This is a genomic window from Trichocoleus sp. DQ-A2, assembly GCF_039961915.1.
Lineage (GTDB): Bacteria > Cyanobacteriota > Cyanobacteriia > Cyanobacteriales > FACHB-T130 > FACHB-T130.
In genome coordinates, this window is record NZ_JAMPKD010000009.1 from 174,273 (window position 1) to 200,235 (window position 25,963).

A 25,963-nucleotide genomic window follows, 5' to 3' on the forward strand; every position below is an offset into this window, starting at 1 on the left:
GTTTGGACAGATGATATCCATCCATAGTTCCCAGAGTCCAGGCACCTCAAACTTGTAAAGCCGGTTTGAAATGCCTGTTCAACTGATGCAATCTAGAAGCACCTAAGTATTATTGCTCGGTAGAGGAAAAACTCAAACTGCCGCGATCTGCATCTAACTGAGCGGGGATTCCCAAGGGTAAAGCTGCATTAGGACCATCGTGACCAAAGGGGAGATCGGAGACAATGGGAATGCCAAGATTCCCCAAGCGATCGCGCAATACTTCTTCCACCGTCAAGCTAGAAATGTTCGGCGGAGCTTCGCAGCGGCTAAAGCGCCCCAACGCAATCCCTTTGACTTCCCGAAAAGCCCCTGTCATCCGCCACTGCGTTAACATTCGGTCAATGCGGTAGGGAGCCTCAGTCACATCTTCCAAGGCGAGAATGACGCCCGCTAGCTGGGGCTGTACGGGCGTGTTCAGAAAATGCGTGGCTACAGTCAGATTACCCGGTATTAAGATGCCGCTGACCTTACCGCCGCCCCAGCCGACTCCTTTTAAGGGTTCTAGGGGGCGACCTTCTACGCAATCGAACAGCCGCTGAATCGACCACTCTGGCTCTGCGGCAAGGGTAGTTAGCAACGGGCCATGAACCCCTGCAATGCCAACTTTACCGAGGCTCCACAGCAAGCCAGTGGCATCAGAAAAGCCGATCAGCCATTTGGGAGTGCTGCGTAAAAAATCTCCGATTTTCTTTTTCTGTTCCGCACCCTGCCAAGACCAATCTTCTAGTAAGCGGGCGCTACCATAACCGCCTCTGGCACAGAGAATGCCTTTACATTCAGGGTTTTTCCAAGCGTCTGCGAGGTGTTGGCGGCGGCTGTCATCGCGACCAGCAAGGTAGCCCCACCGTTCCTCTACGCCGCTGCTAATTTCGACTCGGTAGCCGCGCGATCGCCATATTTCCACACCTTTGTGGAACGCTTCCTGTTCTCGCAAGGCACCGCTGGGAGCAATGACTCGCAGCAAGTCGCCAGTTTGTAAAGGCGGGGGTAGTTGGTACGCGGAAAAATCCAAAATTCTTCTGGTTTAAGTTTTAATTTTGCAAGATATCCCGAAACCATTCTTCCATGCGATCGCCCAGTGCTTCCAGGGAATATTCCGCTTCGGCTTGTTGGCGGCAAGTATAGCGGTCAAGTTGATCGATGCGTCCAATTGCCTCAACCAACCCCGCCACGCTATCCGGCTCCACCAAAAAGCCCGTCTTCCCATCCTGAATAATTTCAGTCGGGCCACCTCTGGAATAAGAAATGACGGGCACCCCACACGCAAGCGCCTCAATCACCACATTGCCAAACGCTTCCACCCAGCGAGGCGTCATCAATAACGCTCGACAATTGCCTAGATGCTGTTGCAGTTCGGATGTGGAGAAAAATCCCGCATATTCTACAGGAGCATCGGGGTAATCTTGACAAATCTGCTTCCAATATGCTTCATCTTGCATTTTGCCAAGGATTTTTAGGGGAATGCCGGTGATTTTGGCAGCGGCAACGGCATCCTCTAGACCTTTTTCTGGAGCAATCCGACCCACCCAAGCCAAGGCGGCGGAAGGTTCTGAGCAAAATTGATAAAGCGATAAATCCAGACCACTTCCCAGAATCCGATACTGCGACGGACTGGGAAACGTTTCTGCCTGTGTCAATGTGTAGACGCCAACCGTACCGGGAAACTGAACGGCAATCTGTTCCACAATGCGATCCATCGCTGCCGAGAGAGAACCCATACTCACGAAATGGGCGATCGCTCGATTAAAAAATGGCGTTAGATAGAACGGTAGCCAATCATAGGCAATGTTGAAAATCAGATCGTAGTCAGCTTGGACTTGCCGCGCATAATCCCACATATTGCCCAGCACAGAATTCTCCGGCATGACAATCGGGGCACTCCGTCCTTGCGTCTGAGCCGTTGTCTGAAGTTTTCCAGCAATTTCGACAATTGGAATATCTCCCAGCACAGAGCCTTGGGGAGCCACAATTTTTAGGGTATGTCCCCGCCGGAGCAGCTCTTGGGCAACGTTGAGCAGGGTTAGTTCTACGCCACCCCCCAACCCTGTGCCGAGAGCGCCCACCGAGGTTGAGAGCAACAACAGTTTCAATGGACGATGCAAGATGGACAACTTTTGGACTCTAAACGATAAACAATAAATTCAAACTCTTGTAAAGACGCTGATTTAGCGGTTTTCTGATTCCTCTGACGGATGATTAGAAGAATTTTGGGAATTTGGCAAAGCGGGCAAATTATTATCCGTACCAGGATTCAAGCGAAGCCGATTTAACTGCCCTATCGCCCACCGCGCTGTTTCCTGAACCTCGGAATCCCGATCTTCAGCAGCGTGACGCAATAAATTGCTGACTTGACCGATCGTGTCATAAATTCTTGTCAAATCCCGAATTGCATTTTTGCGAACATCAGGGTTTTCATCTTGCAACGAGATCGCGAGTGCCCGGTTCATCGGTTTGAGGGTGCGGGTGCCAATTTGCGACAGCGCCTCTAAGATTAAGCCGCGCTGCTGAGAATCCGAGTCGATCATCAAATCCACCAAGGGCTGAATTGCTCTGGAGTCACCGCATTGTGCCAGTTCCCAGATCGCCTTGCGTCGTTTTGTCGGATCGGCTCCCTGTAAATCTTTAATTAATTCATTAACAATGTCAATTTTGGGGAGGCGAGTGGTTTCTCCCACCGATGCCTCGTTGCTTCGCAGCCGTGCTAATGGCTTCGCTTCGCTAACTGCTTCTGTTGGCTTTTGTGCGGTTGTTCTCCCGTCTAAATTGCTTTTTTCTAAATTGCTTGTTTCTGAAAGGGTCAAAGCAGAGGCATGATAGCCGTTATTGCCATTGTCATTTTCTATCGGGTGAGAATGGATATCTGCGGGATGATTGGCATCTTTAGGGTCTTCGTAGCGGCTTTCATCCGATTCCTCAGCTCCAGACTCCGGCTCTTCCTCTCTGTTGAGGTTGCCTAACCATTTCAGCAAGAAGTAAACTCCTAATCCGACCCCAGCTGATGCTGCTGCTAAACCTAATAACCACCAGAGGCGATTCCCTTCAGAACTCGGTTTAGCCGCCTTGGGTTTTGGGGTGGGAGCCGGTGAAGATTTTGCGGCTTCGGCTGCCTGAAGGCGCTCTTGAGTCGTGGAACCAGCAACTCCGTCAGGCATTAACCCGACAGATGTTTGAAATTTAGAGATAGCAACTGCTGTCGTTCGGCCATAAACGCCATCTACTGGCCCATTGTAGTGTCCCAAACGCTTTAGTGACTTTTGCAGTTCTGCGACTTCAAAGCCTTGAGAGCCTACTTGAAGGATAGGCAAATCGTTTTTAGGGTTTGGGGAACTCGCCTGAGCCAGTTCTAGGGAGACGGGTAAACTGGGGGGGGAAGTGGCGATCGCTGACGGCAATCCTGTGGAATTCTCACCCGAACTGGGGATAAAGCCCAGACAGATAATCCAGGTAACTAGAAGCCATGTGGAGCGGTAGAACATAGTTTTGGGAAACCTGTCTAAGTGAATACAACCAGACAAGATCCTTTGCTGATAATTTTCTGCTTAGCTTCTAGTACCAGCATGAAGTTATTCGTTCTAAATAGTTAGCGAGCAATTCATCCCTATGTTTTGGGCGAGCGGCTCTGGGAGCAAGTGTGAATATTGGGCTGATCATAACAGAAAGTTTCAACTCGCTCTCAAATCTTAACGGCTAACTTGTCTGTCATCCTATTCATTTCTACCGATTTTGCCAAATCTCGGTTTCGGATTCTTTCGCTTGTATTGGCAGTGATTGATAGGGTAATGGCTCGGATGGCTCTAAGAGAGAAATTTGCTCGGTTTTGCTTTCTTCTTGTGTCACCCTGGTTTCAACTGATGTAGAGGGTTGCCCGAAGCGAAGGCTTTGCAATCGTACCTGTTCGGCTATCTTCTCGCGCTGATTAATTAGATAGATACTGACAAGGGTTAGACTCACTCCCAGCCATTGAAGCGGGCTGAGAACTTCAGCTAAAAGCAGATTGCCAAACACGAGAGCAAACACGGGTGTCAAAAAGGTGAGGGAACTAAGACTGGTAAGATTGCCGCTAGAGGCAAAGTAGAAGAATAAACCATAGGCGATCGCGCTCCCAAATACGGCTGCGTAGCTCAATGCTATCCAGCCAGACGTATTTAGATGCACCCACTGGTCAGATTCCCACACTTGGGAGAGTGCAAACAAAGGCAATCCGCCCAAAATCATGTGCCAGCCAGTCGCCACCACCGGATCGGCATACTGGCAAACGAAACGAATCAGCACTGTTCCGACAGCCATCGATAGCGCCGCCAGCAGCATCAGCCATTCCCCGCTCTCAAACAAGTGCGTGAAGCTAAACGAGCCAGCGATCGCGTTGCCGTGGAAAAGATTGATAATCCAATCATCCGGCAAGCCAATCAAACTAATCCCCAGCACTCCCAATGCCAACCCCAGCCAGCCCCACAGCCCGATGGTTTCTCCAAACAACCAACAGGACAGCAAAGCCACTGCCAGGGGTTGAGAGTCAATCATCACCGAACCCAACCCGGCACCCGTTCGCACTAATCCAAAGGCTAAAAAGCCTTGAAACAAAGCGCCATCAACCAAAGCAAACAAACTAATCCACAGCCACGCCCGAATGCCTTTCGGTTGAGGTTTCCCCATCAAAAAGGCAGCAACTAATACCAATACCCCAGCAGGCACCAACCGGACACCAGCCATAAACAGGGGTGTCGTGTTTGGGATAACACCCTTCATTGCCACCATCGCCGTTCCCCACAAGAAAAAGGGGGCAATCAGCAGCAAGGGTGCCAACGGAATTTTGGATTCTGTGAGTTTTAGCTGCATAAAAGTTTTTTGTGGGCGTACATGATAGAGCCAAGCCAGCACTCTTGAAGCAGGTCATAACGAGCTGCCCTTCCAGAAGTCGCAACCGGATTTATCAAAAATTTTTCCAGTTTCTTGCTCTTTTTCTGGCTGGTTGCGCGTTTATTTACTTAATTGTACTTAATATGTAGTTCTGTTAAGGCGCTTTAGCAAATTGTTGGGATGCCGACAAAAGGGTAAGTTTTTACTTGTAAGTACCTGTTAAATTCGGGGAGCTAGGGAAAACCTTTTTTCTGATAAGCTTTCAGGCTTCACCCGCAAGCCAACGAAACCGATGCAGATCGTGCAAACTAGAGAAAGAGCCAGCATTACTAGGGAAACATTTACTGTTTTGCAGGATTTGCTTCCTTCTCTAATTCGCTCATTCATTCACGATTCATCGCTTGCCTGCTCATGATCTGGCCTTTTCAGCCTAAGTTTCGTAAACAAATTGCTCGGATTGAAGTGACTGGTGCGATTGGCAGTACTACCCGAAAACAAGTTCTAGAAAGCCTGAAAACGGTTGAAGAACGAAAGTTTCCAGCATTACTGCTACGCATTGATAGTCCTGGTGGTACGGTCGGGGATTCGCAAGAAATCTATGAAGCCCTGACTCGCCTGCAAAAAAAGGTGAAAATTGTTGCCAGCTTTGGCAATATCTCCGCATCTGGAGGAGTCTATATCGGGATGGGAGCCGAACACATTGTTTCCAACCCAGGCACAATTACCGGCAGTATCGGTGTAATTCTCCGGGGAAACAACCTGGAGCGCTTGCTAGAAAAGATTGGCGTTTCTTTCAAGGTGATCAAATCGGGTCCTTATAAAGATATTCTGGCTTTTGACCGGGAACTCACCGAGCCGGAAAAGAATATTCTCCAAGACCTGATTGACGTCAGTTATCAGCAATTTGTGCAAACGGTTGCTGAGGCTCGGAAGCTGACAACCGAAACCGTTAAAAGTTTTGCAGATGGTCGCATTTTCACAGGTCAACAAGCGTTAGAACTGGGAATTGTTGACCGGCTCGGCACTGAGGAAGATGCCCGCCGTTGGGCTGCGGAACTGGTCGGTCTCGATCCCGAAAAAACGAAGTGTTACACCCTGGAAGAACGCAAACCTTTCTGGAATCGTGTGGTATCGAGCAGAGTTCAGGGGGCATCTAGTCTATCAGCTGGGATAGACTGGTTAGAATTTGAACTTTCTACCAGTGGTCAGCCGTTGTGGCTTTACCGACCCTAGTCTGAAGTTTAGATTTTAGATGATTTAGATGATTCTGAAATCCAAAATCTAAAATTCAAAATCTCAATTATAAAATGGAGGATGCTTGCGTGGAGTGGCGAGTTCGAGCGATTCGCGGGGCAACAACTGCCTCACAAAACACGGCTGAGGCAATTCGAGAAGTGGTAGCGGAACTACTCGATGAATTAGAAGTACACAATCAACTACATCCCGATCTAATTATTAGTGCCACGTTCTCGGTGACGCGGGATCTGGATGCGATCTTTCCCGCTGCGATCGCTCGCTCTCGTCCCCACTGGGACAATGTTCCTCTGCTCGATGTCCAGCAAATGCACGTGGAGGGAGGGCTGGAGCGTTGCATCCGCTTCTTAATTCACGTCAATTTGCCAGCTTCCCATCCACCGATTTACCATCCTTATCTGCGGGGAGCTAAAAGCCTAAGACCGGATTGGAGTTTGTCTCAGGTTAGCTTATCCTCGCAGTCAACGATTCAGTCGTTTCATCGCTGAGGTTTTTTGTCATTAGTGATTCGTCCCCAGTCATTGACGAATCACTAATGACATTTATTAGCTATTTTCTAGGTTTTTAGGTGATTTGTTGTGAAAATGGATGCCTAAAAAAACGTCATATAAAAAGCTCCAGAAATTTTTTCCTTGCCAGATTCCCAGAGTTTGATAACAGCCTTTTTCATCTAAAAGGGGCTTGGTGGCGTAATAAGCATTTTGGTAGTGATACCAGGGGATGGAAGGCCACAAATGATGAATGAGGTGGTAATTTTGCCCCATGATCAGCAAATTGAGGATGGGGTTGGGGTAAACTCTGGCATTTTTCCAGCGATCGCGTTCTTGATGAGGGCGATGCGGCAGATAATCAAAAAACAATCCCAGCGCCAATCCTACCAGGGCAGACGGGATAAACCAAAAATTGAGAATGTAGCCTAAGAAGTGGTACTGAATTGAAATATAGAAAATCGTCCCGACAAATAAGCGGCTCAAGAACCATTCCAAAAGTTCATATTTTCGCCACAGCTGCCGTTTAAAGAAAAATACTTCGTGGTATAAAAACCGCACCGGAATTAACCACAGGGGTCCGCCAGTAGAAACGTAATGATCTGGATCGTTTTCCGGGTCATTTACATGGGCATGATGCTGCAAATGAACCCTAGTAAATACTGGGAAGGCAAAGACTAACATCAGCGCACTGCCATGTCCCAGGATGGCATTGATGACTCGGTTACGATGGGCAGAATTATGACAAGCATCATGAATCACCGTTCCACAAATGTGCAAGGCGATCGTGTTTGTGATAAAGCAACACCAGTGAGGCCACTCCCAGAGCCAATAACCAAAGTTTGATAGCACAACCATCGCTACGGCGGCTAGAAACATGAGTAGCGTTGGGCTTAGGGACGCAGGCGGTTCCAGGAAATGTCTGGGAACTGTCAGCGGCTTTTGTGCCTCCAACAACATTGTTTTCTCCTTTTGAATGATTTAAGGGTTCTGCGGGAACTTTGCTTCGGTTTTCCCGTCACTATGGCATCTAGGGGGGTATGTTGTGCAACATTGGATACAGGATAAACAGTACCCACTGATTGACAATTTTCAAAAAACACGCTCTATTTTCCTGACTTCTTACCCTTATTCCTACCAGGGAAGCGGGGGATTCTAGTCGTGCTTTCGTAGTATACGCTACGAAGACCGATTTATAAAGATTTATGAAATTAGCTCATTTAATTCAAATGATGCTAACGATAGTCAAAAAATATACAGGAGGATTGTTGATATGTCACCACATCTGTCTAGGTTCGCGTTTGAAGCAAAGTCCTTAGTGGTCAAAAGTGTGGCTTTATCTGCCGGTTTAGCAATTCTACTGAATGGCGGTATTGCCTTTGCCGGTTCTGTTCAGCAAGCGCAACTGCCGGGTGTAGAAGATGAGAATACTCAGACCTCGGACGGGGATGTTGTGGTAGACACCGATGGGAGTCCAGATAGCACCACTAGCTCAGGAACGGAATCAGAGAATAGTACAACTGCTAACAAGCCACGGTTTACCTGCCAGCTAACGAACAGTCAGTATATGGTGATGTATCACCCGAAGAGCCAACCCGATCAAGCTTATGCTTGGGCAACTCCCAGTCCTTTAGGCGGTGGCTGGACTGCTGAGAGACGTTGTAACGAAATTAGTCGCCGATTAGAATCTTATCGACCCGATGGTCTTCAGGAAATGCGGGCATCGGTGGAAAATAACTACAACGTGGTTTGCATCACGACTCAGAAAAACCCAGACTGTCGGATTGTGCTGACTGTGCCTCCTGGTGAAAATCCGCAGTTGATCCGCGATCGCGTTTTCCAAAATATCAGCATTGCTGACAGCGGACAGGTGACAGAGGGCGTTAACACCTTTGTTGGGGGTCGGGATGCTCAGATGCTCAACGATCTCTTAAACTTGGGTTTATCTTCCCTTGGCGGCAACACGAATCGCTCCAGCCGTAGGTCACAAAGCGTTAACCTGCGACCTTTCTTAGACCGAGCTGATGGTGGCACCGGCACCCAGTTGAAAGGCGGAGTGCCGATGCGCTCGAATCGAGCCAATCCTCGACTGAATCCAGGCAACTTCCGTTAAAAATTGTTGATAGGCGAGCGGGGATTCAAACCCGCGAGCGCATAATCAGCACAATCAATAGAATAGAGAAGATACAAAATTGTTTGGCTTCCCAATATTGAGCCGTCTGGAAGCCAGACAATTTTATTTATTTACAGATGGCGATCGCTCTTATGAGCTAAAACAAATAAAAGCATTCCTAACACGTTGAATCTGTCAATGTTACTTTAGGAATATTGACAACAGGGTAAGTGCATAAATATGTCAGCCGTTAGAAATATAAGGCTGTTACTGGTAGTGTTTTCACTAACAGCGATCGCTAACTCGCTTCAACCAGTACAAGCACAGCCGATTACCCCAGCGGCTGACGGCACCGGCACAATTGTTACTCCAGAGGGGAACCGTTTTAACATTAGCGGCGGCACGCTCTCAAAGGATAAAGCAAATCTTTTTCATAGCTTTGAGCAGCTAGAGTTAAATTCTGGGGAAATTGCAAACTTTCTTTCTAACCCTAATATTCAAAATATCTTAGGGCGCGTTACAGGTGGGAATGCTTCTTATATCAATGGATTAATCCAAGTCACAGGGGGAAACTCCAACCTGTTCTTGATGAATCCAGCAGGCATTATTTTTGGTTCTCATGCCAGCCTAAATGTTCCTGCTTCATTTACCGTCACCACTGCCACAGGTATCGGTTTTGGCAGCAATTGGTTTAATGCAATTGGGGCGAATGACTACGCTACATTAGTCGGAACGCCCAACCAGTTTATTTTTAACACTCCTCAACCTGGAAGCATTATCAATGCGGGGAATTTGGCAGTATCGGGGAATTTAACCCTGTTAGGTGGCACGGCAGTTACTACGGGGCAGATGAGGGCGACTGGGGGGCAAATTGCTGTAGTCGGTGTACCGGGTGAGAAATTAGTGCGGCTGAGTCTACCCGGCAGCCCTCTAAGTTTAGAAATTCAACCGCTACCTAGCTCAAATACAGCCGCGCTACCCTTTACTCCTTTATCCCTGCCTTCGCTGCTAACGGGCGGAAATCTCGCGAATGCCACAGGATTAACCGTCAATAGCGATGGCACGGTACGATTGACTGCTTCTAGTGCTGAAATTGGCACACAACCAGGTACTGCGATTGCTTCTGGCACCCTGAATGTATCGGGTCAAATTGGCGGCACTGTCTATGTCTTGGGCAACCAAGCGAGTGTCATTAGTGGCAATATTAACGCTTCGGGCACCAATGGCGGCGGTGCGGTACTGATTGGCGGTGATTATCAGGGTCAAGGCAAAGTGCCAAATGCCTTACAAACATTGGTTAGCAGCGACTCGGTGATTTCTGCCGACGCACTGCACAACGGGAATGGTGGAAAAGTCATTGTTTTTGCAGATGATACAGCTAGCATTTACGGGACACTAACGGCAAGGGGAGGCATTTATTCTGGAAATGGTGGGTTGATTGAAACTTCTAGCAAACAGTTTCTGAATCTCACCAGTACGCCGGATGCAAGCGCCCCTCAAGGGGTTGGTGGTACTTGGCTGATTGACCCGACTGATATCACGATTGTGAATAGTGGCGGCGGTGCGATTGGCACGAATACGGTGGATGTTGCCAATATTAATGCTGCCCTGAATACTGGCACTAGCGTCATCCTCGACACGGCAACTGCTGCTGGTTCTCCAGGTGCCGGAAATATTACTCAAAATAGCAATGCTTTTATTAGCAAGACATCTGGGGGAGATGCCGCGCTTACTTTACAAGCTAACAACAACATTATTCTAAATGGCGCGATCGCTTCCAGTAGCGGCAAGCTGAATGTCAATCTTTTTGCTGATAATGACATCAACGGTAGCGGCGCGATCGCCCTCACCAATGCCACGATTAGTACAAACGGCGGCAATCTTACAGGAGTTGGTCGAGGAAATGCCACCTACACCAATGGCATTCTGCTCAACAACAGCATTATTAATGTCCAAGGCGGCAATATTAACCTGACAGGCACAGGATTTCTTAGTGTTACTGGTACTACCAACAACGGGATTTCGCTTCAAAACAACAGTGCAGTGCAATCAACCGGAACCGGAACGATTACCCTAACGGGTTTGCCTGGAAGTGGAACAAATGCAAATGACGGCATAGAAATCATCCAAAACTCTAAAGTGAGTTCCGTGGATGGAAATATTAATATTCAGGGTACTGGTAACGGAACTGGTGCTGCCAATCATGGAATTCAGGTCTCTACAGGTAGCAATGTAGCATCCACTGGGGCGGGGAACGTTACCCTAATCGGTACCAGTAACGGAAAGGGTTTCAACAATGACGGCATTTCGATTGGCACGATTGGCAGCATCGTGCAATCCAATAGCGGGAATCTTACCCTGACAGGCACCAGCGGCACTGGGGCGGGAAGTCAGGATGGAACGGCTGTTTATGGAAGCGGCAGAGTGCGATCGCAAGCTGGAAATATTAATCTGTCTGGCACTGTCAAGGGAACGGGCAGCGACAGCTACGAGATTATTATTGTCTCTGAAAGCGTCGTGGAATCTGTTGGGACAGGGGCGATTACCCTCAATGGCACTGGTGCGATTGATGCAGCAGGCATTCTCTTACAAGACAGCAGCATTAATCCGACTGGAATTGGGGGTAGCGGTAATATCACTCTTACCGCTAATGAAATTAATTTTATTGACTCCACGAATCCTGGCACCCCGCAAATTAAGGGCAGCGGTATGCTTCAATTGCAGCCTCTGACTTCCAGTTTGGGTATTACCATTGGCGGGACAGTCAACGACAACCGCTTAAATCTCAACACCAGCGAACTCAATTTTTTAGAAAATGGGTTTTCTCAAATCATCATCGGACGGGCAGATAGCAGCGGTGCAATCACTTTGGCTGGCAACACCACCTTCTTCGATCCAGTCACCGTGCGATCGCCCGTAGGTTCTGGTTCTATAACCACGACAGGTTATACTCTCGCCGGAGATGATAACGCGACGCTTACCCTGTTAGCCAACCAAAATATCACGACTGGCAATATCATCAATTCCGGTCGTCAGATTACGCTAACCAGCTTCCTCGGCAGTATCAATACCAGTGCAGGCAAGCTTGATACTAGCGCTTATAGCAATAACGGCGGCGCGATCGCCTTGAATGCTTTCGGCAATATTACCACTGGTGACTTGAAATCTTGGTCGGTTGAAGGCGATGGCGGGGATATTTTCCTCTCTAGTAAGGCAGGAAGCATTAACACTGGCATCTTAGACGCAACCACTTTTGACGGCAATGGCGGTGCGATCGCGCTGATGGCTTTTGGAGAAATTACAACAAAAACCTTGCAATCTTGGTCAGATTATGGTTTTTCTGGAGAGATTGCCCTGTTTGCCAATGGAAACATTACCACGGGCAGTCTAGATTCTCGCTCCTATGATTCTGGGATTGGGGGTGACATCACCGTTATTAGCAGTGGGGGAAGCATCACAAGTGGAGACTTATTCTCCTACTCCCAGACTAATGATGCGGGTTCGATTAACTTATTTGCCCCTCAGGGCAACATTACCACTGGTATCCTCAACACAGGCTCTTATGGTCTGAGTGCAGGCATTACGGGAAACATCACCCTTACCGCTGGTAGCAACATTAACACCAGCTACATTCATGCTTTTTCAAATGGGTATGGCAATGGGGGAAAAATTTCTCTGACAAGCTATACAGGAACGATCGACACCCAACAAGTACGATCAAATTCAAAGGGTGGTGATGGGGGCGCGATCGCATTTGATGCAAAAGGCAACATTACTACCGCTGACTTGAACGCTTTCTCAAACAGTGGGGATGCTGGTGATATTTATCTTTACAGTGACCAGGGAACTATCCAAACTGGGGCATTAGATGCAACTTCCTTGGAAGGTTTTGGGGGCGCGATCGCGTTTGATGCAAAAGGCAACATTACCACCAGTAAGGTGGAATCTTGGTCAGTGAAGGGTGATGGCGGTGATATCTCTATCTACAGTAACCAGGGAACTATCCAAACTGGGGCGCTAGATGCAACTTCCTTGGAAGGTTTTGGGGGCGCGATCGACCTTGAAGCCAATGGCAACATTACCACCAGTAAGGTGGAATCTTGGTCAGTGAAGGGTGATGGCGGTGATATCTCTATCTACAGTAACCAGGGAGCCATTAATACCGGGTTGTTAGATACAACCTCCTCTGAAGGCTACGGGGGATTTGTCACCCTAGAAGCTAATGGCAATATTACGACAGGTAACGTGGAATCTTGGTCAGTTGATAACGATGGAGGAGCGATCGCTGTTTCTACCAACAGTGACATCACAACTGGCACTCTAGATTCTGGTACTTATGGTTTCGGCACGGGGGGTGGCATCACTCTCACGAGCAATACTGGAAAAATTTCACTTTTAGAGGTGTATTCTGACTCTCAGTATGGCGATGCAGGGGCGCTCAACTTTTCTGCCAAGGGCGACATTACCACCAGCAATTTGAATGCAAGATCTTATGGTGGTTTTGGCAAAGGCGGGGACATCACGCTGAGATCGGGAACGGGAGGCATCAGCACTGGATCGGTCATTAACACCTCGACGACCTTTACGGGGGGTGCCATAACCTTTTCTGCCACCGGGGACATCACCACCGGCAATCTAGAATCTTACTCGCAGAGTGGGAATGGGGGAGCGATCGGCTTAACTGCTAACAACGGCAACATTACTACCCGTACCATCAATGCCCAAAGTCTGGGAAGTGGCACTGGCGGAACTGTTAATATTACTGCTGGTAAATTCTTTCGGGCTACAGGCACGTTTACAGACCGCAATAGCCTAAATTCCAGTATTTCGACCGCTGGTGGAACCAACGGCGGTGACATCACCATCCGTCACAGTGGCAGCACGACCACTCCCTTCGTCATTGGGAATGCCACCATCAACGGGACAGCTGGATCGATAACCAGTGGAGCAACTAATACGATTGCCACTATCTTTTCAGTACCCGTACCGCCGGACACTTACATCCAGGGCAACATTAAAATCATCACCTTCAGCCCTACTCCCGATTTTATCCCTGCTCAAACCCCCTCACTGCCCGTCGAAATCCCACAGCAAGAAGCATCACAACCGCAGGAGACTACTTCGCTTTCCCCTCCGGCCAATACCAGTCAGTCCTTGGTTGAAGTTGATTCTGCGTTGGCTCAAATTGACGAACCCTTCACCCAAGAATATGAACAATATCTAGGCGTAAGCGATACCCCCACAAGGAGCCTTTCCGATGCCCGTAGTACCCTGCAAAGCATTGAAGCATCTAGCGGTATCAAAGCGGCACTCATTTACGCTGTTTTTACTCCCACAACTGCGGTAGCAAATGAGGCAAAAAGCCCATCTTCCTCAATTGATCATTCCATTAATCCTGACAGCCTAGAACCGCAAAAAACGGAAAATTATCAAGATCAGCTGGAACTCGTACTAGTGACGGCAGATGGACAACCGATTCGGAAAAGAGTCACAGGCGCAACCCGCCAAAAAGTTCTCAAACTTGCTAACCAATTCCAGACGCAAGTGACCAACCTTAAAAGCGCTCGTGGCTACCTAGCATCCTCTCAGCAGATGTATCAATGGCTGCTAGCACCGCTAGAGAAAGATCTGCAAAGACTCGATATTCAAAATCTTGTCTTCCTCATGGACGAGGGTCTACGCACGATCCCCATCGCTGCTCTCCACGATGGTAAAGGGTTTATCCTTGAGCGCTACAGCGTTGGTTTGATGCCCAGCCTTAGCCTCACCGATACTCACTACCAGAGTTTGAAAAATGCTCAAGTTTTGGCAATGGGCATCTCAAAATTTACGGATAAAAATCCTTTACCAGCAGTACCAAGGGAATTATCAGCAATCGTCCCCTATCTGTGGAAAGGCAAGTCCTTTCTCAATGAGGATTTTACGCTAAAGAATCTGAAGGCGCAGCGTCAACAACAGCCGTTTGAGATTGTACACCTGGCAACTCACGGAGAGTTTAATTCAGGTTCTCCCAGCAACTCCTACATTCAGTTATGGGACACCAAATTGCGACTCGATCACTGGCGGGAACTGGGTTGGGACAACCCACCAGTAGAGCTATTAGTGCTGAGTGCCTGTCGCACAGCAGTGGGGAACGAGCAGGCAGAGTTGGGCTTTGCGGGATTAGCGGTGCAAGCAGGGGTGAAATCAGCGTTGGCAAGTTTGTGGTACGTCAGCGATGAGGGGACTCTGGGACTGATGGCAGAATTCTACGAAGAATTAAAAACAGCTCCGATTAAGGCAGAGGCGCTACGTCAATCTCAGTTAGCGATGCTCAGGGGGCAAGTGCGACTGGAAGGAGGAAAGTTACGGACTCGCAATGGGGATATCTCTTTGCCACCCCAATTGCTAGGAATCGGAAATCAAGTCCTCTCCCATCCTTATTACTGGTCTGCTTTTACAATGATTGGCAATCCTTGGTAAAACCCAGATTCCGCAGGTTGCTGGTAGAGTCAGAGGTATTTTTAAGCAATGACTCAACAGCCCACCAACATCCAAGTCAAAGATATCGATCATTTAGGCATCGTGGCAGGCATCATCGACCAGATGAGTTGGGTCGATGAAATTAATCAATTAGTCGGCACACACTCACTTGAACAAGTGAGTACAGGACAACTCCTCAAAGCAATGATTCTTAATGGTCTAGGCTTCGTGGCTGCTCCGTTGTATCTGTTGGCTCAGTTCTTTGAAGGGAAAGCCACGGAGCATTTGATTGGAGAGGGAGTCAAGCCAGAACACTTAAGTGATGACCGATTGGGACGAGCCTTGGACAAATTCTACCAAGTGGGAGCGACTCAAGTGTTCACGACTCTGGCAATGAAAGCGGTAGAACAGTTTGGGGTATCGGTGACAAGCATCCATCTAGACTCCAGCTCATTTCATGTAGATGGAGAGTATGTATCCGAGTGTAGCGAGAACTCTTCGAGCCAGGAGTCTGCCGCCACTAGTAATTCGGCAACCTCAAGCGAGTCAGCTAGTCCTCAAGAGCCGGAAGGGGACGAACCAAAACCGATCGCTATTACCCACGGTTACTCAAGAGACCACAGACCTGACCTCAAACAGTTCATCATCGATACGGTTTGCACGGCTGATGGAGATGTGCCGTTGTTCCTGCGCGTAGCTGACGGCAATGAAGATGACAAAACCAGCTTCACTAAACTATTTGAGAAATTTCGAGAGCAATGGACATTTGAAGGTTTGTGTGTTGCTGACAGTGCCTTGTACACGGCTGACAACTTGATAGCGATGAAACAGCTCAAGTGGCTAACACGAGTACCCCTGACCCTTGCTCAAGCCAAGGTAGTCTTGTTGGAGATTCAAGCCAATGAATGGCAGACCAGCCGCCTCAAAGGTTATCGCCTTGCCGAGCGTCAAAGCTGCTATGGTGGGGTCCAACAGCGCTGGTTCATTGTGGAGAGTGAACAGCGTAAACAGGCTGACATCCAGCAATTGCATAAGCGCATCGACAAAGAATATAAGCAACAATCAGTTAAACTTCGGCAACTCTCAACTCAAGAGTTCGCTTGTGAACCTGATGCTCGTGCGGCGGCAGTGAAGTTTGAGCAATTGTTGAAGTACCACCGTCTAGAAGACCTCAAATTCATCCCTCAAGCTTACTACGATAAAGCTGGTCGCCCCCGCCAAGATGAAGCACCCAGCCGTATCACTTATTCTGTTCAAGCCACTGTGGTTCCTAACCCAGAAGTGATTGAAGTGGAGATGCTCCGAGCCGGTCGCTTTATCCTCGCGACTAATGTTCTAGATGCTATCGAGCTGAGTCCAGACCAGGCGCTGAGTGAGTACAAAGACCAACAAAGCAATGAACGGGGGTTTCGTTTTCTCAAAGACCCGTTGTTCTTCACCTCCAGCATCTTTGTCAAGTCTCCCAGACGTGTGGAAGCTTTGGCGATGGTTATGGGACTGTGTCTACTAGTCTACGCTTTGGCTCAGCGCCAGTTACGTCAAGCTCTAGAGCAGACCGACGAAGCCATCAACAATCAAGCGGGTAAGTTAACTCAACGTCCTAGTTTGCGTTGGGTGTTTCTGAGTTTCCAGGCGGTGCATCTGCTGATTGTCGATGACCTCAAGCAGATTACCAATCTCACACCCGAACGACGGAAAATTCTCCGCTTTTTGGGAACCGATGCCAGTCGTTATTATCAACTCTGTTGACCTAACAGCTTGATTTGGCGTAGCTTGCCGTTGACTCCTCTTTCAAAAAATCTCTTTGACTCTACCCAGAACCTGCGGAATGTAGGGTAAAAGCACATGACTCATGACAAAGTAGACAAACTGAATTGTTTTTAGGATAAGTTTTCCTGCCGCTCTACCCATCAAACCCGTTTCCATCAAACCCGTTTGAGTATTCAGTTTGGGACTTCAAACAGCAGGCTCTTAATGTGCAGAAAAAATAGACACGAGGTCGGTTCCCAGCGTACAAAATGACAAGCTTTTATTCAATTCATATCTCCTGCTGAATGACGGCTCGCTAAGAAACCGCCAATAGGGAAACTTTATCCCGACTTTCTAAAAAATTTTCAGCTTTCATAATTGCGTAGAGGTTGACATCAGCTTCTAAAAGACAAGCATGACCGCTCTTCGGCAGTATGACCATTTCCGCGTCGGGTAGGCAAGAAGCTAAGCGCTGAGCTTCACTTACAGAGGGCAGTAGTCGGTCTGTACCTCCGGCAATCACCAGGGTAGGTTGGGTGATGCGACGTAATTGAGAAGCATCAACATCAAAATCTCTGATGAGGGACAGTCGCCAAAGGACAGTTTTTGGGGGTACGGAGTGGATAGCGTCTAGAAGGGCGCGGCGATCGCGCGGTGCAACCCGTTCTAAATGAGCTAAAAACGGCAATAACCACACCGATCCCACTCGGTAGAGGACTTCCGGTATCCAGCCGCTCACCAGCGATCCCCAAGCTAGCAGAGGTCGCTGATTAAAGGAAGAAGCGGGGTTGATCAAAATAATTCGGTCAAATAGTTCAGGCGATCGCAACGCTACTTTCATCGCCAAACAGCCCCCAAATGACTCGCCGCACAGATAAACTGACCGATTAGGTTGTTTTTCTACTTCTGCTTCAATCAGCGCTACCACTTGATCGGTTAGATCGTCCCAGCTGGTCAAGTCATCGGCTGGGATGACCAAACAACGGATATCAAAGGCTGCTTCTAACCCCTCGGTCTGCGCTCGCAACAATTGACCCGTGCCATCCATGCCTGGGAGGAACACGAACAGCGGGCAGTCTGGATTAAACAGCCTGGGGGTGAGAAAACAAGGATGGCTTTTTACGTCTGGCATTTCGTAATGTCCATTTAAAAACAACAGGTCAAAAATTTATTGCTTTCTTTGGGGCGGATGCGAACGATTCGAGGACTCAAGACACTTCGGTGAAAAACTAGGCAAGTCTAAATTCTTGAAGGCGACGGTTACTGAGAGCGGACTTTGCCCATTTGCCTACCCTTAAGCCATCTACCTGTAGACGTAGGTATTAATTCTTATTCTATGGCAGACTCCCATCCTTGCGAACTAATACCAAACTTGACGAAGTAAACCAGCAATTTCTTCCTGACAGTAATTGATAAGACTGGCAACAGCAGTTTTGGCTTGTTTTCCTTGATATTGTTCCCGCACTTGAGACGTAATCCAACAGGGACGCCCAATTAGGATGCTAGATCGACGGTAAATGACCATCGGATGCCACCCTGCCTGTTTAAATAGGGGTTCGGAAGGGTCAAATAAACTTAATAATCGCAGAGGGATTGCCGAGTTATTGGTTTCTTCCTGGGATGCGATCGCCACGGGTAAAATTGCCAAATTTTGCACCGGCGCTCGCAAAGCTAAATGAGCAAATCCCCGATGAAAGGTTTTCATTTCATTCGGCTGGGTTAGGCTTACCATTGGTTGGGCACCTTCGGGAAATATCCCAACCACCTGCTGGGACTGCAACAGGCTGATTGCCTTGTTAAAGAAATCTTGCTGGCGGTGTTCTGGCGTCTCCAAAGGGAAACAACCCAGTTGATTGACAATCTCCCGCATCACGGGCACTTGTCCCATGTAGTGATGACAGGCAAAGCGAATCGGACGATTTAAAGCTGCCATCAGGATTGGCGCATCCATGACGCTGCGATGATTGCTCACCACTAAAACGCCACCTTCTTGAGGAACGCGATCCTGATGGTATATATACATCTGCGTTCCCATTGCCTTCATCAGCAAGCGAGAAATCTGTAATGGGTTATCTGAAGACATGCTTTCTATAGGCTTTCTTGCAGGAAGCGCGATCGCTACAGTCAACAGGCAATCGGCTTGATTATAAATGGCTAGAGTCTAGAGGTAGACTGAATCTTGACTCTTGAGTTCATTCTCCACTTTTTACCAAGCCTGGACTTTATTCGTTGAGCAGATGCGATCGATCGCCCCATAACTTAACTTTTCTTAATACAATTATTAACGTAACTTCCTCACCTATACGAATCTCTCAGGGTGGAAATCGCTGGTAAAGATTTTTTACGATTTTAATTTTGTCAAGAAAAAGTAACATTTTATACTTATATTTCCCAGAGCTAAGTGGAACTCTCAAGACAAGATAACGAAAAGATACAAAATTGCAGCCCGAAGTATATGATCAAAAGCAAGAAAGGGGTTGTTTTTTATATTTATGAGTGCTAATCATACAAGTAAAAATTCATTTGCAATTACTACACCACTGTATTATGTGAACGACGTACCCCACATTGGCAGCGCTTATACAACAATGGCGGCGGATGTGGTGGCTCGGTTTGAACGGCTCCGGGGAAAGCCTGTGCTGTTGATTACCGGCACGGATGAGCATGGGCAGAAAATTCAGCGCACAGCAGAAACCAAAGGGCTTTCACCGCAAGCTCACTCGGATGAAATTGCGGCTGGATTCGATGTCCTTTGGCAAAAACTCAATATCCAGTACGATCGGTTTATCCGCACAACGAACTCTCGCCATCAAGCCATTGTTAAAGAGTTTTTCCTGCGCGTCTGGGAAAAAAACGACATTTATTTGGGGCAACAAAAGGGCTGGTATTGCGTCTCTTGCGAGGAATTCAAAGAGGAACGCGACCTTCTAGAAGGACACCACTGCCCCCTCCACCCCAACAAAGAAGTCGAGTGGCGGGATGAACAAAACTACTTTTTTCGCCTCTCTAAGTACCAAAGCCAGCTGGAAGACTTATATCGCCAGCAACCAGATTTTATCCAGCCAGAAATTCGCCGCAATGAAGTTTTGAGCTTTGTCAGTCAGGGGCTTCAAGATTTCTCCATTTCGCGAGTGAATTTAGACTGGGGCTTCCCTATACCCGTCGATCCTAGCCACACCATCTATGTCTGGTTTGATGCCTTGCTGGGCTATGTCACGGCGTTGCTTGAACCAGATAGCGAACCGACGCTAGAGAATGCTTTATCCAAGTGGTGGCCGATTAATATGCACCTGATTGGTAAAGACATTCTGCGGTTTCACGCGGTCTATTGGCCTGCCATGTTAATGTCAGCGGATCTGCCGCTACCCGCTCGAATATTTGGACATGGCTTCCTGACAAAAGACGGGCGAAAGATCAGTAAAACGGTTGGTAATACGATCGATCCCATCGCTTTAGTCGAACGTTACGGAGCTGAGGCTATTCGTTACTATTTTCTCAAGGAGATTGAATTTGGGCAAGACGGAGATTTCAACGAAACTCGGTTTATCAATATCCTCAATGCTGACTTAGCAAACGATCTGGGCAATTTACTCAATCGGACGATGAACATGGCAAAGAAATATTGCAATGGCATCGTGCCTGACTGCTTAGCTGAAAACATCCCCGCAGATAACACAATTAAAGCAATTGGCCTTAGTTTAGGCGATCGCGTTGCTCAAGCTTATGAATCTCTGGCGTTTAGTGATGCGATCGCAGATATTTTCACTCTAATTCGAGCCAGCAACAAATTTATTGACGATCAAGCTCCTTGGACTTTATATAAGCAAGGGCAACAACAGGCCGTCGAACAAGTCCTGTATGCGGTTCTAGAATCTGTTAGACTAGCAGCTTATCTGCTATCACCGATTATTCCTACCATCAGTAGTGACATTTACCAACAGCTAGGTTTTTCAATTGACTTTAATAACAAAACGTTAATAGATGTTTCGGCTGCGTTTTCCGCTCATGCCACTTGGGGAACACTAACTGCAAGACAAGCTTTAGGTGAAGCCAGACCTGTTTTTCCAAGGCTGGAACTCCCCTGAAGAGTTTCGTCTTAGTAGCTAATAGCTGTTGGCTGTTGGCGGATTGACCATCGGGTGCTGATACATACAAAAGTAAAAACTCTGGTACAGACCGCTCTCTCAAAAGCTAAAAGTTCATCAAAATCGCTAATTGCTTTTTTCATAAAAAAATCGAGGCATAACAATCATGTTGAATAATTTCAGCAGTAACGACTCTGTATTCACGCCAGAACAGGTTTTAGAAAATCGCGGTCGTGTAGCCATTTTTATCGATGGATCAAATCTATTTTATGCAGCACTACAGCTCGGTATAGAAATTGATTACACCAAGTTGCTGTGCCGCTTAACCGCTGGGTCTCGCTTGTTACGCTCTTTCTTTTACACCGGCGTCGATCGCACGAATGAAAAACAACAGGGTTTCCTGCTGTGGATGCGGCGCAATGGATACCGAGTCATTGCCAAAGACTTGGTACAGCTGCCGGATGGCTCGAAAAAAGCCAACTTGGATGTGGAAATTGCTGTCGATATGATGGCTTTAGTGGGGTCTTACGATACCGCTGTTCTCGTCAGCGGGGATGGGGATTTAGCTTACGCTGTCGATGCCGTTAGCTATCGGGGTGTCCGCGTGGAAGTGGTCAGTTTGCGCTCCATGACCAGCGATAGTTTAATCAATGTATCAGATCGATACATTGACCTGGATAGCATCAAAGAAGATATCCAAAAGACGCCCAGACAAAATTATACTTACCGTCCACTGTCGGGCATTGGCTTTATGGATGACCAAGAAGATAGATAACGCAACCTAAGAAATAAAGACATAAATAGGCAATAGAAATGAAAAAAGTAGCTCCTCGCAAAAAATTATTTCTTTTGCCTATTTACTTTTTGCTATTCACTTTTTTAGTTAGTGCTTGTAATACCGAAAAACGCACGGAAAAAAAATTGCAGAAAGATACTGCTTCCGTGACAGATTTTGAGGGGAGTTTAGTATTCCAAAATGTGACCCTGGATCAGGCAGATGAGAAGGGACAACCTTTGTGGAAAGTGAAGGCAAAGCAGGCAGTTTATACCAAAGATAAGAAAGCTGCTCGCATCCAAAATCCTAGCGGGGATTTGTTCCAAGATGGAAAAATGATTATGCAAATCACCGCAGATAGTGGCGAAGTTCAAGAGGATGGTAAAAAAATCTTTCTGAAGGGTCAGATTGTTGCCACAGACCCTCGGAATGGGGCAGTTTTAAAAGGGAATGAATTAGAGTGGCGACCAAAGGAAGACGTTGTGATCGTGCGTCAAAATCTCGTCGGCACCCATCAAAAGATGGTGGCAACAGCGAAGGAAGGACGATATTTTAGCCGGTCGCAGCATATGGAATTATTGGGTCAAATTGTCGCAACATCAAAAGACCCAGCGGTACAAATGAGAACCGAACATTTAGTGTGGCAAATTCCCCAGCAGATGGTAGTTGGCGATCGCCGCATCCAGATTGACCGCTACACAGGCAATCGCGTGACAGAGCAAGCAGCAGGAGATTCTGGTCAGGTAAACCTGAAAACGAAGATGGCAACGCTGACAAAGAATGTTCAGATGACTTCTTTAGAGCCGCCGGTGCAAATCGCTGGAAATTCTGTCACCTGGAACTTAGACACACAAATGGTTACGTCAGACCAACCCGTGAAAGTGGTGCATCAGCAGCAGCAAGTGACGCTGACGGGGAACCGGGGTCAGGTAGATCTGAAGGGAAAAGTGGCTCGTCTGGTTGGTGGCGTCCAAGGCGTTGGCAGTCGGAATAAATCCCAACTTTACGCCAATCAGGTGACTTGGAATATTCCGACTGAAGAATTTGATGCTCAAGGCAATGTAATTTATCATCAACAAGTTGACCCGCCGCTGCACTTGACGGGTTCCAGAGCAGTCGGTAAGTTTCAAGGTCAAACGGTTGTTGTCACAGGTGGCGGTGGTGCTAACGGTGGTAGTAGCAGAGTGGTGACGGAAATTATTCCTTGAATCGAGAAGCGATGGTCATAAAAACCAAAATGGTATAGCAATCCTATTTGAGTTGTGAGATGCCAGTGGTTGAGATCCCCGCCTTCTTGGAAAGTCGGGGATCTTGCCTTCACGAATCATGGGGAGTGCTGGGCGATATTATCGTCGCGCTTGAAAATCTGAGAGAATTTCATTGCGACTGGCGTCACCGAGAAATCCAGCAATATCAGCTCGCCCAGTGCTAGGAAGAATCGCTGCTGGTAGAGTGGGGGGAATGCCCCATCGTTGCACCAGTTTTTGAAGTATTTGGTCTTGCTGTTTTCTAAAACCATCGACATCACCACCCCGGTTGATGATCGCAAAGCAAACTAGACCGCGATCGCGTGTCGGCATTACCCCAGCAAGGGCGCTGACATCGCGCAGGGTGCCAGTTTTGATAATCGTGCCTGTGGGGATGTGGCGAGATACCATCGTTCCCCGGCGATCGCGTCCCGATATCGGGAAGAGGTCGGCTACCGTTAGCTGATGGGGTTGTAAATAACTTTCAATCGCCGTCAGCATTCCGCAAACAGCGCGGGGCGAGATGCGATTTTCCACCCCCAAACCAGAGCCATTTACCAGCTGAACTTCCTGTTGGGGGACACCGGCAGACGTAGCCCCCAACTGAGCGACGGCAGGTGCCCCCCCAAGAGATTTTGCCAGCATCTCCGCCATGTCGTTGTTGCTGTAAATGTTCATTTCCTTGAGGATTTGTGCTAAGGACATTGAGCGATGACGCAACAACAAAATTTGCTTGGGAATTGCAATTGACGAAACTTTGACCGAACCCGCGATCGCAATTTGTGGTTTTGGCGTTCCTGGGGGCATTAAGTTGTATAGATATTGGGCATCTCTGGGCCACGAGGTGGGGTTAAATGCTTGTTTGAGCATCTGACCCGCCATATAAGGGTGGGATTGGTAATTCATGTAAAAATCGCCCACAATCACCAAATTGCCGTTTATGCGACGGATGCCCCGTTTATTTAAAGCATTCCCCAGAGCGATCGCTTCTTCCCACACAAAAAAGGGATCGCCACTGCCATTAATCACCAAATCTCCCTGCAAAACTCCATTTCTCACAGGCCCGGTCGTGCCAATTGAGGTTTCAAACTGATGGCCTGGACCCCAAGTCTCCAACGCAGCAGCAGAAGTCGCAATCTTGGTCAAAGAAGCTGCCGGTAAGGGAATATTTCCCTGATGAGTTGCCAAGGGCATAGAACCCGACTGAATCCACACCCCTTGAGCCGCCTCCCCCATGCCTTTAGCGCTCCAGCCCTTCAAATATTGCCGCATAGTGTTTTCAGCTACCGGATCGGTCGCCATCGATAGGGAAAACAAAGGAACTCCCCGCCACGCAGCCAGTTGGGTAGTATCTATCTCTGTTGTTTTTACCCCAGCCATATTCATCCACAGCGCTACCAATCCAGAGCCAAATAATTGCAACATTCCTCACTTTCCTTTATTCACTAAACAAAGAGCCTGCCGGATGTGCAAGCTACAAAAAAAGCCCAAGGCGGAAATTGCTTCCGCCAGAATGAAGATATTTTTTCGGGAGTTCGCGTATAGGTAAAGCACAAGCAGGGACAAGGAATGAGTAATCGGTGAGCAAGCGAAAATGGATAAACTCTCCCGTGGGACAACTAGTTCTCTATCTTTACCTATTTAGGAGTACCATTTTTTTCAGCATTCTTTTATTTATCCTTCCTCCGTCCTCTTTCATCCTCCCGGATTGACCCTGGTTTCTCCAGGAGTCATCGGGTACTGGTAGAATTTTTAAGGTTTATATCACTTTGATCAATGGGATCGACTCGCGCACGGATCGCAATTGACGCTATGGGTGGCGACCACGCCCCCGCCGAAATCGTTGCTGGAGCGCTTAGGGCACAGGAAGAATTAGACGTAGAGGTTTTGCTGGTGGGCGATCCTCATCAGATTGAAGCTTCCCTAGGGCAACACACCAGTTCTCATCTTCCTCAAATTGTGCCTTCTGAGGGCACAATTGAAATGCACGAGGAGCCTCTAAGTGGTTTAAAACGCAAGCCCAAGGCTTCAATCAACGTAGCAATGGATTTGGTAAAACAAAAACAAGCCCAAGCAGTGGTGTCAGCGGGTCATTCAGGAGCCGCTATGGCATCTGCTCTGCTGCGACTGGGACGCCTTCGGGGGATCGACCGCCCCGCGATCGGCGCAGTTTTGCCAACGATGGTAGCTAGTAAATCAGTGCTCATTCTCGATGTCGGCGCAAATGTCGATTGTCGTCCTAAATTTTTGGAGCAGTTCGCACTGATGGGATCGATTTACAGCCAGTATGTGCTGGGTGTAGACGTTCCTAAAGTCGGGTTGCTCAACATTGGTGAAGAAGAATGTAAGGGGAACGATCTAGCGGTTCGCACTTACCAAAGGCTGCAAGAGAATTCGCAAATTTGCTTTGCTGGCAATGCCGAAGGGCGCGATGTCCTGACGGGTAATTTTGATGTGGTCGTTTGCGATGGTTTTGCCGGGAATGTTTTGTTGAAATTTGCTGAAGCCGTTGGCGAGGCAGTCTTGCAAATCCTCCAGGAAGAGTTACCTCAAGGACTGCGCGGGCAAGTCGGCACGGCTCTGTTGAAACCAAACTTGCGGCGAATAAAGCAGCGGGTAGACCACGCGGAACATGGCGGTTGCTTGTTGTTGGGGGTCGGAGGCATTTGTATTATTAGCCACGGTAGCTCCCAGGCTCCGTCAATTTTTAACGCGATTCGCATAGCGAAAGAAGCAGTTGATAACCAGGTACTGGAGCGAATTCAGTCTCAAGATATCAGTGCTAAACAATCGGCAATCGGCGAATAGCAACAAGGATGAAGGATGAAGTGTAAAATGTGACATTCCAGCGTCGATCGTTTAGAATTAATCGATTTAGCTAAAAGCTAAAA

General features: G+C 48.0%; 17 protein-coding genes. 9 read left to right on the plus strand and 8 right to left on the minus strand.

What is annotated here, in order from left to right:
- Window positions 1–109 precede the first annotated feature (109 nt).
- The 4 genes from NC997_RS11210 to NC997_RS11225 form a co-directional block, all read right to left on the minus strand.
- Window positions 110–1,057 carry an LD-carboxypeptidase gene (locus NC997_RS11210; RefSeq protein WP_190524733.1) on the minus strand — a complete coding sequence of 316 codons (948 nt, stop codon included), beginning with the start codon at window positions 1,055–1,057 and terminating at the stop codon, window positions 110–112.
- A 16-nt stretch (window positions 1,058–1,073) separates the two neighbouring features.
- Entirely contained in the window at window positions 1,074–2,147 is a 1,074-nt protein-coding gene (locus tag NC997_RS11215) for a glycosyltransferase (protein ID WP_190524735.1), read from the minus strand.
- A 60-nt stretch (window positions 2,148–2,207) separates the two neighbouring features.
- Window positions 2,208–3,518, minus strand: coding sequence for a HEAT repeat domain-containing protein (locus NC997_RS11220; RefSeq protein WP_242031229.1), 1,311 nt, complete (start codon window positions 3,516–3,518; stop codon window positions 2,208–2,210).
- 238 nt (window positions 3,519–3,756) lie between these two features.
- Window positions 3,757–4,878: a DMT family transporter gene (locus tag NC997_RS11225; RefSeq protein ID WP_190524658.1), complete on the minus strand. Its 1,122-nt coding sequence runs from the start codon at window positions 4,876–4,878 to the stop codon at window positions 3,757–3,759.
- A 432-nt stretch (window positions 4,879–5,310) separates the two neighbouring features.
- Here NC997_RS11225 and sppA point away from each other — a divergent pair, with 432 nt between their 5' ends.
- Both sppA and aroH read left to right on the plus strand, forming a co-directional pair.
- The gene (gene sppA / locus NC997_RS11230; RefSeq protein WP_190440760.1) at window positions 5,311–6,132 is read left to right on the plus strand and encodes a signal peptide peptidase SppA; all 822 of its coding nucleotides are present in this window, start codon (window positions 5,311–5,313) and stop codon (window positions 6,130–6,132) included.
- Window positions 6,133–6,206: 74 nt separating this feature from the next.
- Window positions 6,207–6,641 (plus strand): chorismate mutase, encoded by a 435-nt coding sequence (gene aroH / locus NC997_RS11235; protein WP_199291973.1) that lies wholly within the window; start codon window positions 6,207–6,209, stop codon window positions 6,639–6,641.
- Between the two features lie 57 nt (window positions 6,642–6,698).
- Here aroH and crtR read toward each other — a convergent pair whose 3' ends face one another.
- Window positions 6,699–7,601, minus strand: coding sequence for a beta-carotene hydroxylase (gene crtR / locus NC997_RS11240; protein WP_190415660.1), 903 nt, complete (start codon window positions 7,599–7,601; stop codon window positions 6,699–6,701).
- A gap of 313 nt (window positions 7,602–7,914) precedes the next feature.
- Between crtR and NC997_RS11245 the strand changes: the two genes are divergently transcribed.
- The 3 genes from NC997_RS11245 to NC997_RS11255 all read left to right on the plus strand — a co-directional run bounded on the left by NC997_RS11245 (window position 7,915) and on the right by NC997_RS11255 (window position 16,965).
- Window positions 7,915–8,754, plus strand: coding sequence for a COP23 domain-containing protein (locus NC997_RS11245; RefSeq protein ID WP_190524659.1), 840 nt, complete (start codon window positions 7,915–7,917; stop codon window positions 8,752–8,754).
- Window positions 8,755–8,994: 240 nt separating this feature from the next.
- A complete protein-coding gene (locus NC997_RS11250) occupies window positions 8,995–15,216 on the plus strand; it encodes a CHAT domain-containing protein (protein ID WP_242031230.1) in 6,222 nt (2,073 codons plus the stop codon).
- Between the two features lie 48 nt (window positions 15,217–15,264).
- On the plus strand, window positions 15,265–16,965 hold the full coding sequence (locus NC997_RS11255) for an IS1634 family transposase (protein ID WP_190524661.1): 1,701 nt from the start codon (window positions 15,265–15,267) through the stop codon (window positions 16,963–16,965).
- A gap of 316 nt (window positions 16,966–17,281) precedes the next feature.
- Here NC997_RS11255 and NC997_RS11260 read toward each other — a convergent pair whose 3' ends face one another.
- Both NC997_RS11260 and NC997_RS11265 read right to left on the minus strand, forming a co-directional pair.
- Complete coding sequence (locus NC997_RS11260; RefSeq protein WP_190440765.1) at window positions 17,282–18,097, minus strand: alpha/beta hydrolase; 816 nt, start codon at window positions 18,095–18,097, stop codon at window positions 17,282–17,284.
- 228 nt (window positions 18,098–18,325) lie between these two features.
- Window positions 18,326–19,048 (minus strand): lysophospholipid acyltransferase family protein, encoded by a 723-nt coding sequence (locus NC997_RS11265; RefSeq protein ID WP_190524663.1) that lies wholly within the window; start codon window positions 19,046–19,048, stop codon window positions 18,326–18,328.
- Between the two features lie 409 nt (window positions 19,049–19,457).
- On the opposite strand from NC997_RS11265, the gene metG reads away from it, so the two are divergent.
- From metG to lptC, 3 genes are all read left to right on the plus strand, one after another.
- Window positions 19,458–21,050 carry a methionine--tRNA ligase gene (gene metG, locus NC997_RS11270; protein ID WP_190524665.1) on the plus strand — a complete coding sequence of 531 codons (1,593 nt, stop codon included), beginning with the start codon at window positions 19,458–19,460 and terminating at the stop codon, window positions 21,048–21,050.
- Window positions 21,051–21,216: 166 nt separating this feature from the next.
- Window positions 21,217–21,825: an NYN domain-containing protein gene (locus tag NC997_RS11275; RefSeq protein ID WP_190415651.1), complete on the plus strand. Its 609-nt coding sequence runs from the start codon at window positions 21,217–21,219 to the stop codon at window positions 21,823–21,825.
- Between the two features lie 38 nt (window positions 21,826–21,863).
- Window positions 21,864–23,033 (plus strand): LPS export ABC transporter periplasmic protein LptC, encoded by a 1,170-nt coding sequence (gene lptC / locus NC997_RS11280; protein ID WP_190524667.1) that lies wholly within the window; start codon window positions 21,864–21,866, stop codon window positions 23,031–23,033.
- A gap of 138 nt (window positions 23,034–23,171) precedes the next feature.
- On the opposite strand, the gene NC997_RS11285 is transcribed toward lptC, so the two are convergent.
- The gene (locus NC997_RS11285; RefSeq protein ID WP_190524669.1) at window positions 23,172–24,497 is read right to left on the minus strand and encodes a D-alanyl-D-alanine carboxypeptidase; all 1,326 of its coding nucleotides are present in this window, start codon (window positions 24,495–24,497) and stop codon (window positions 23,172–23,174) included.
- A gap of 351 nt (window positions 24,498–24,848) precedes the next feature.
- Here NC997_RS11285 and plsX point away from each other — a divergent pair, with 351 nt between their 5' ends.
- A complete protein-coding gene (gene plsX / locus NC997_RS11290) occupies window positions 24,849–25,880 on the plus strand; it encodes a phosphate acyltransferase PlsX (RefSeq protein ID WP_190428835.1) in 1,032 nt (343 codons plus the stop codon).
- The last annotated feature ends 83 nt before the right edge of the window (window positions 25,881–25,963 follow it).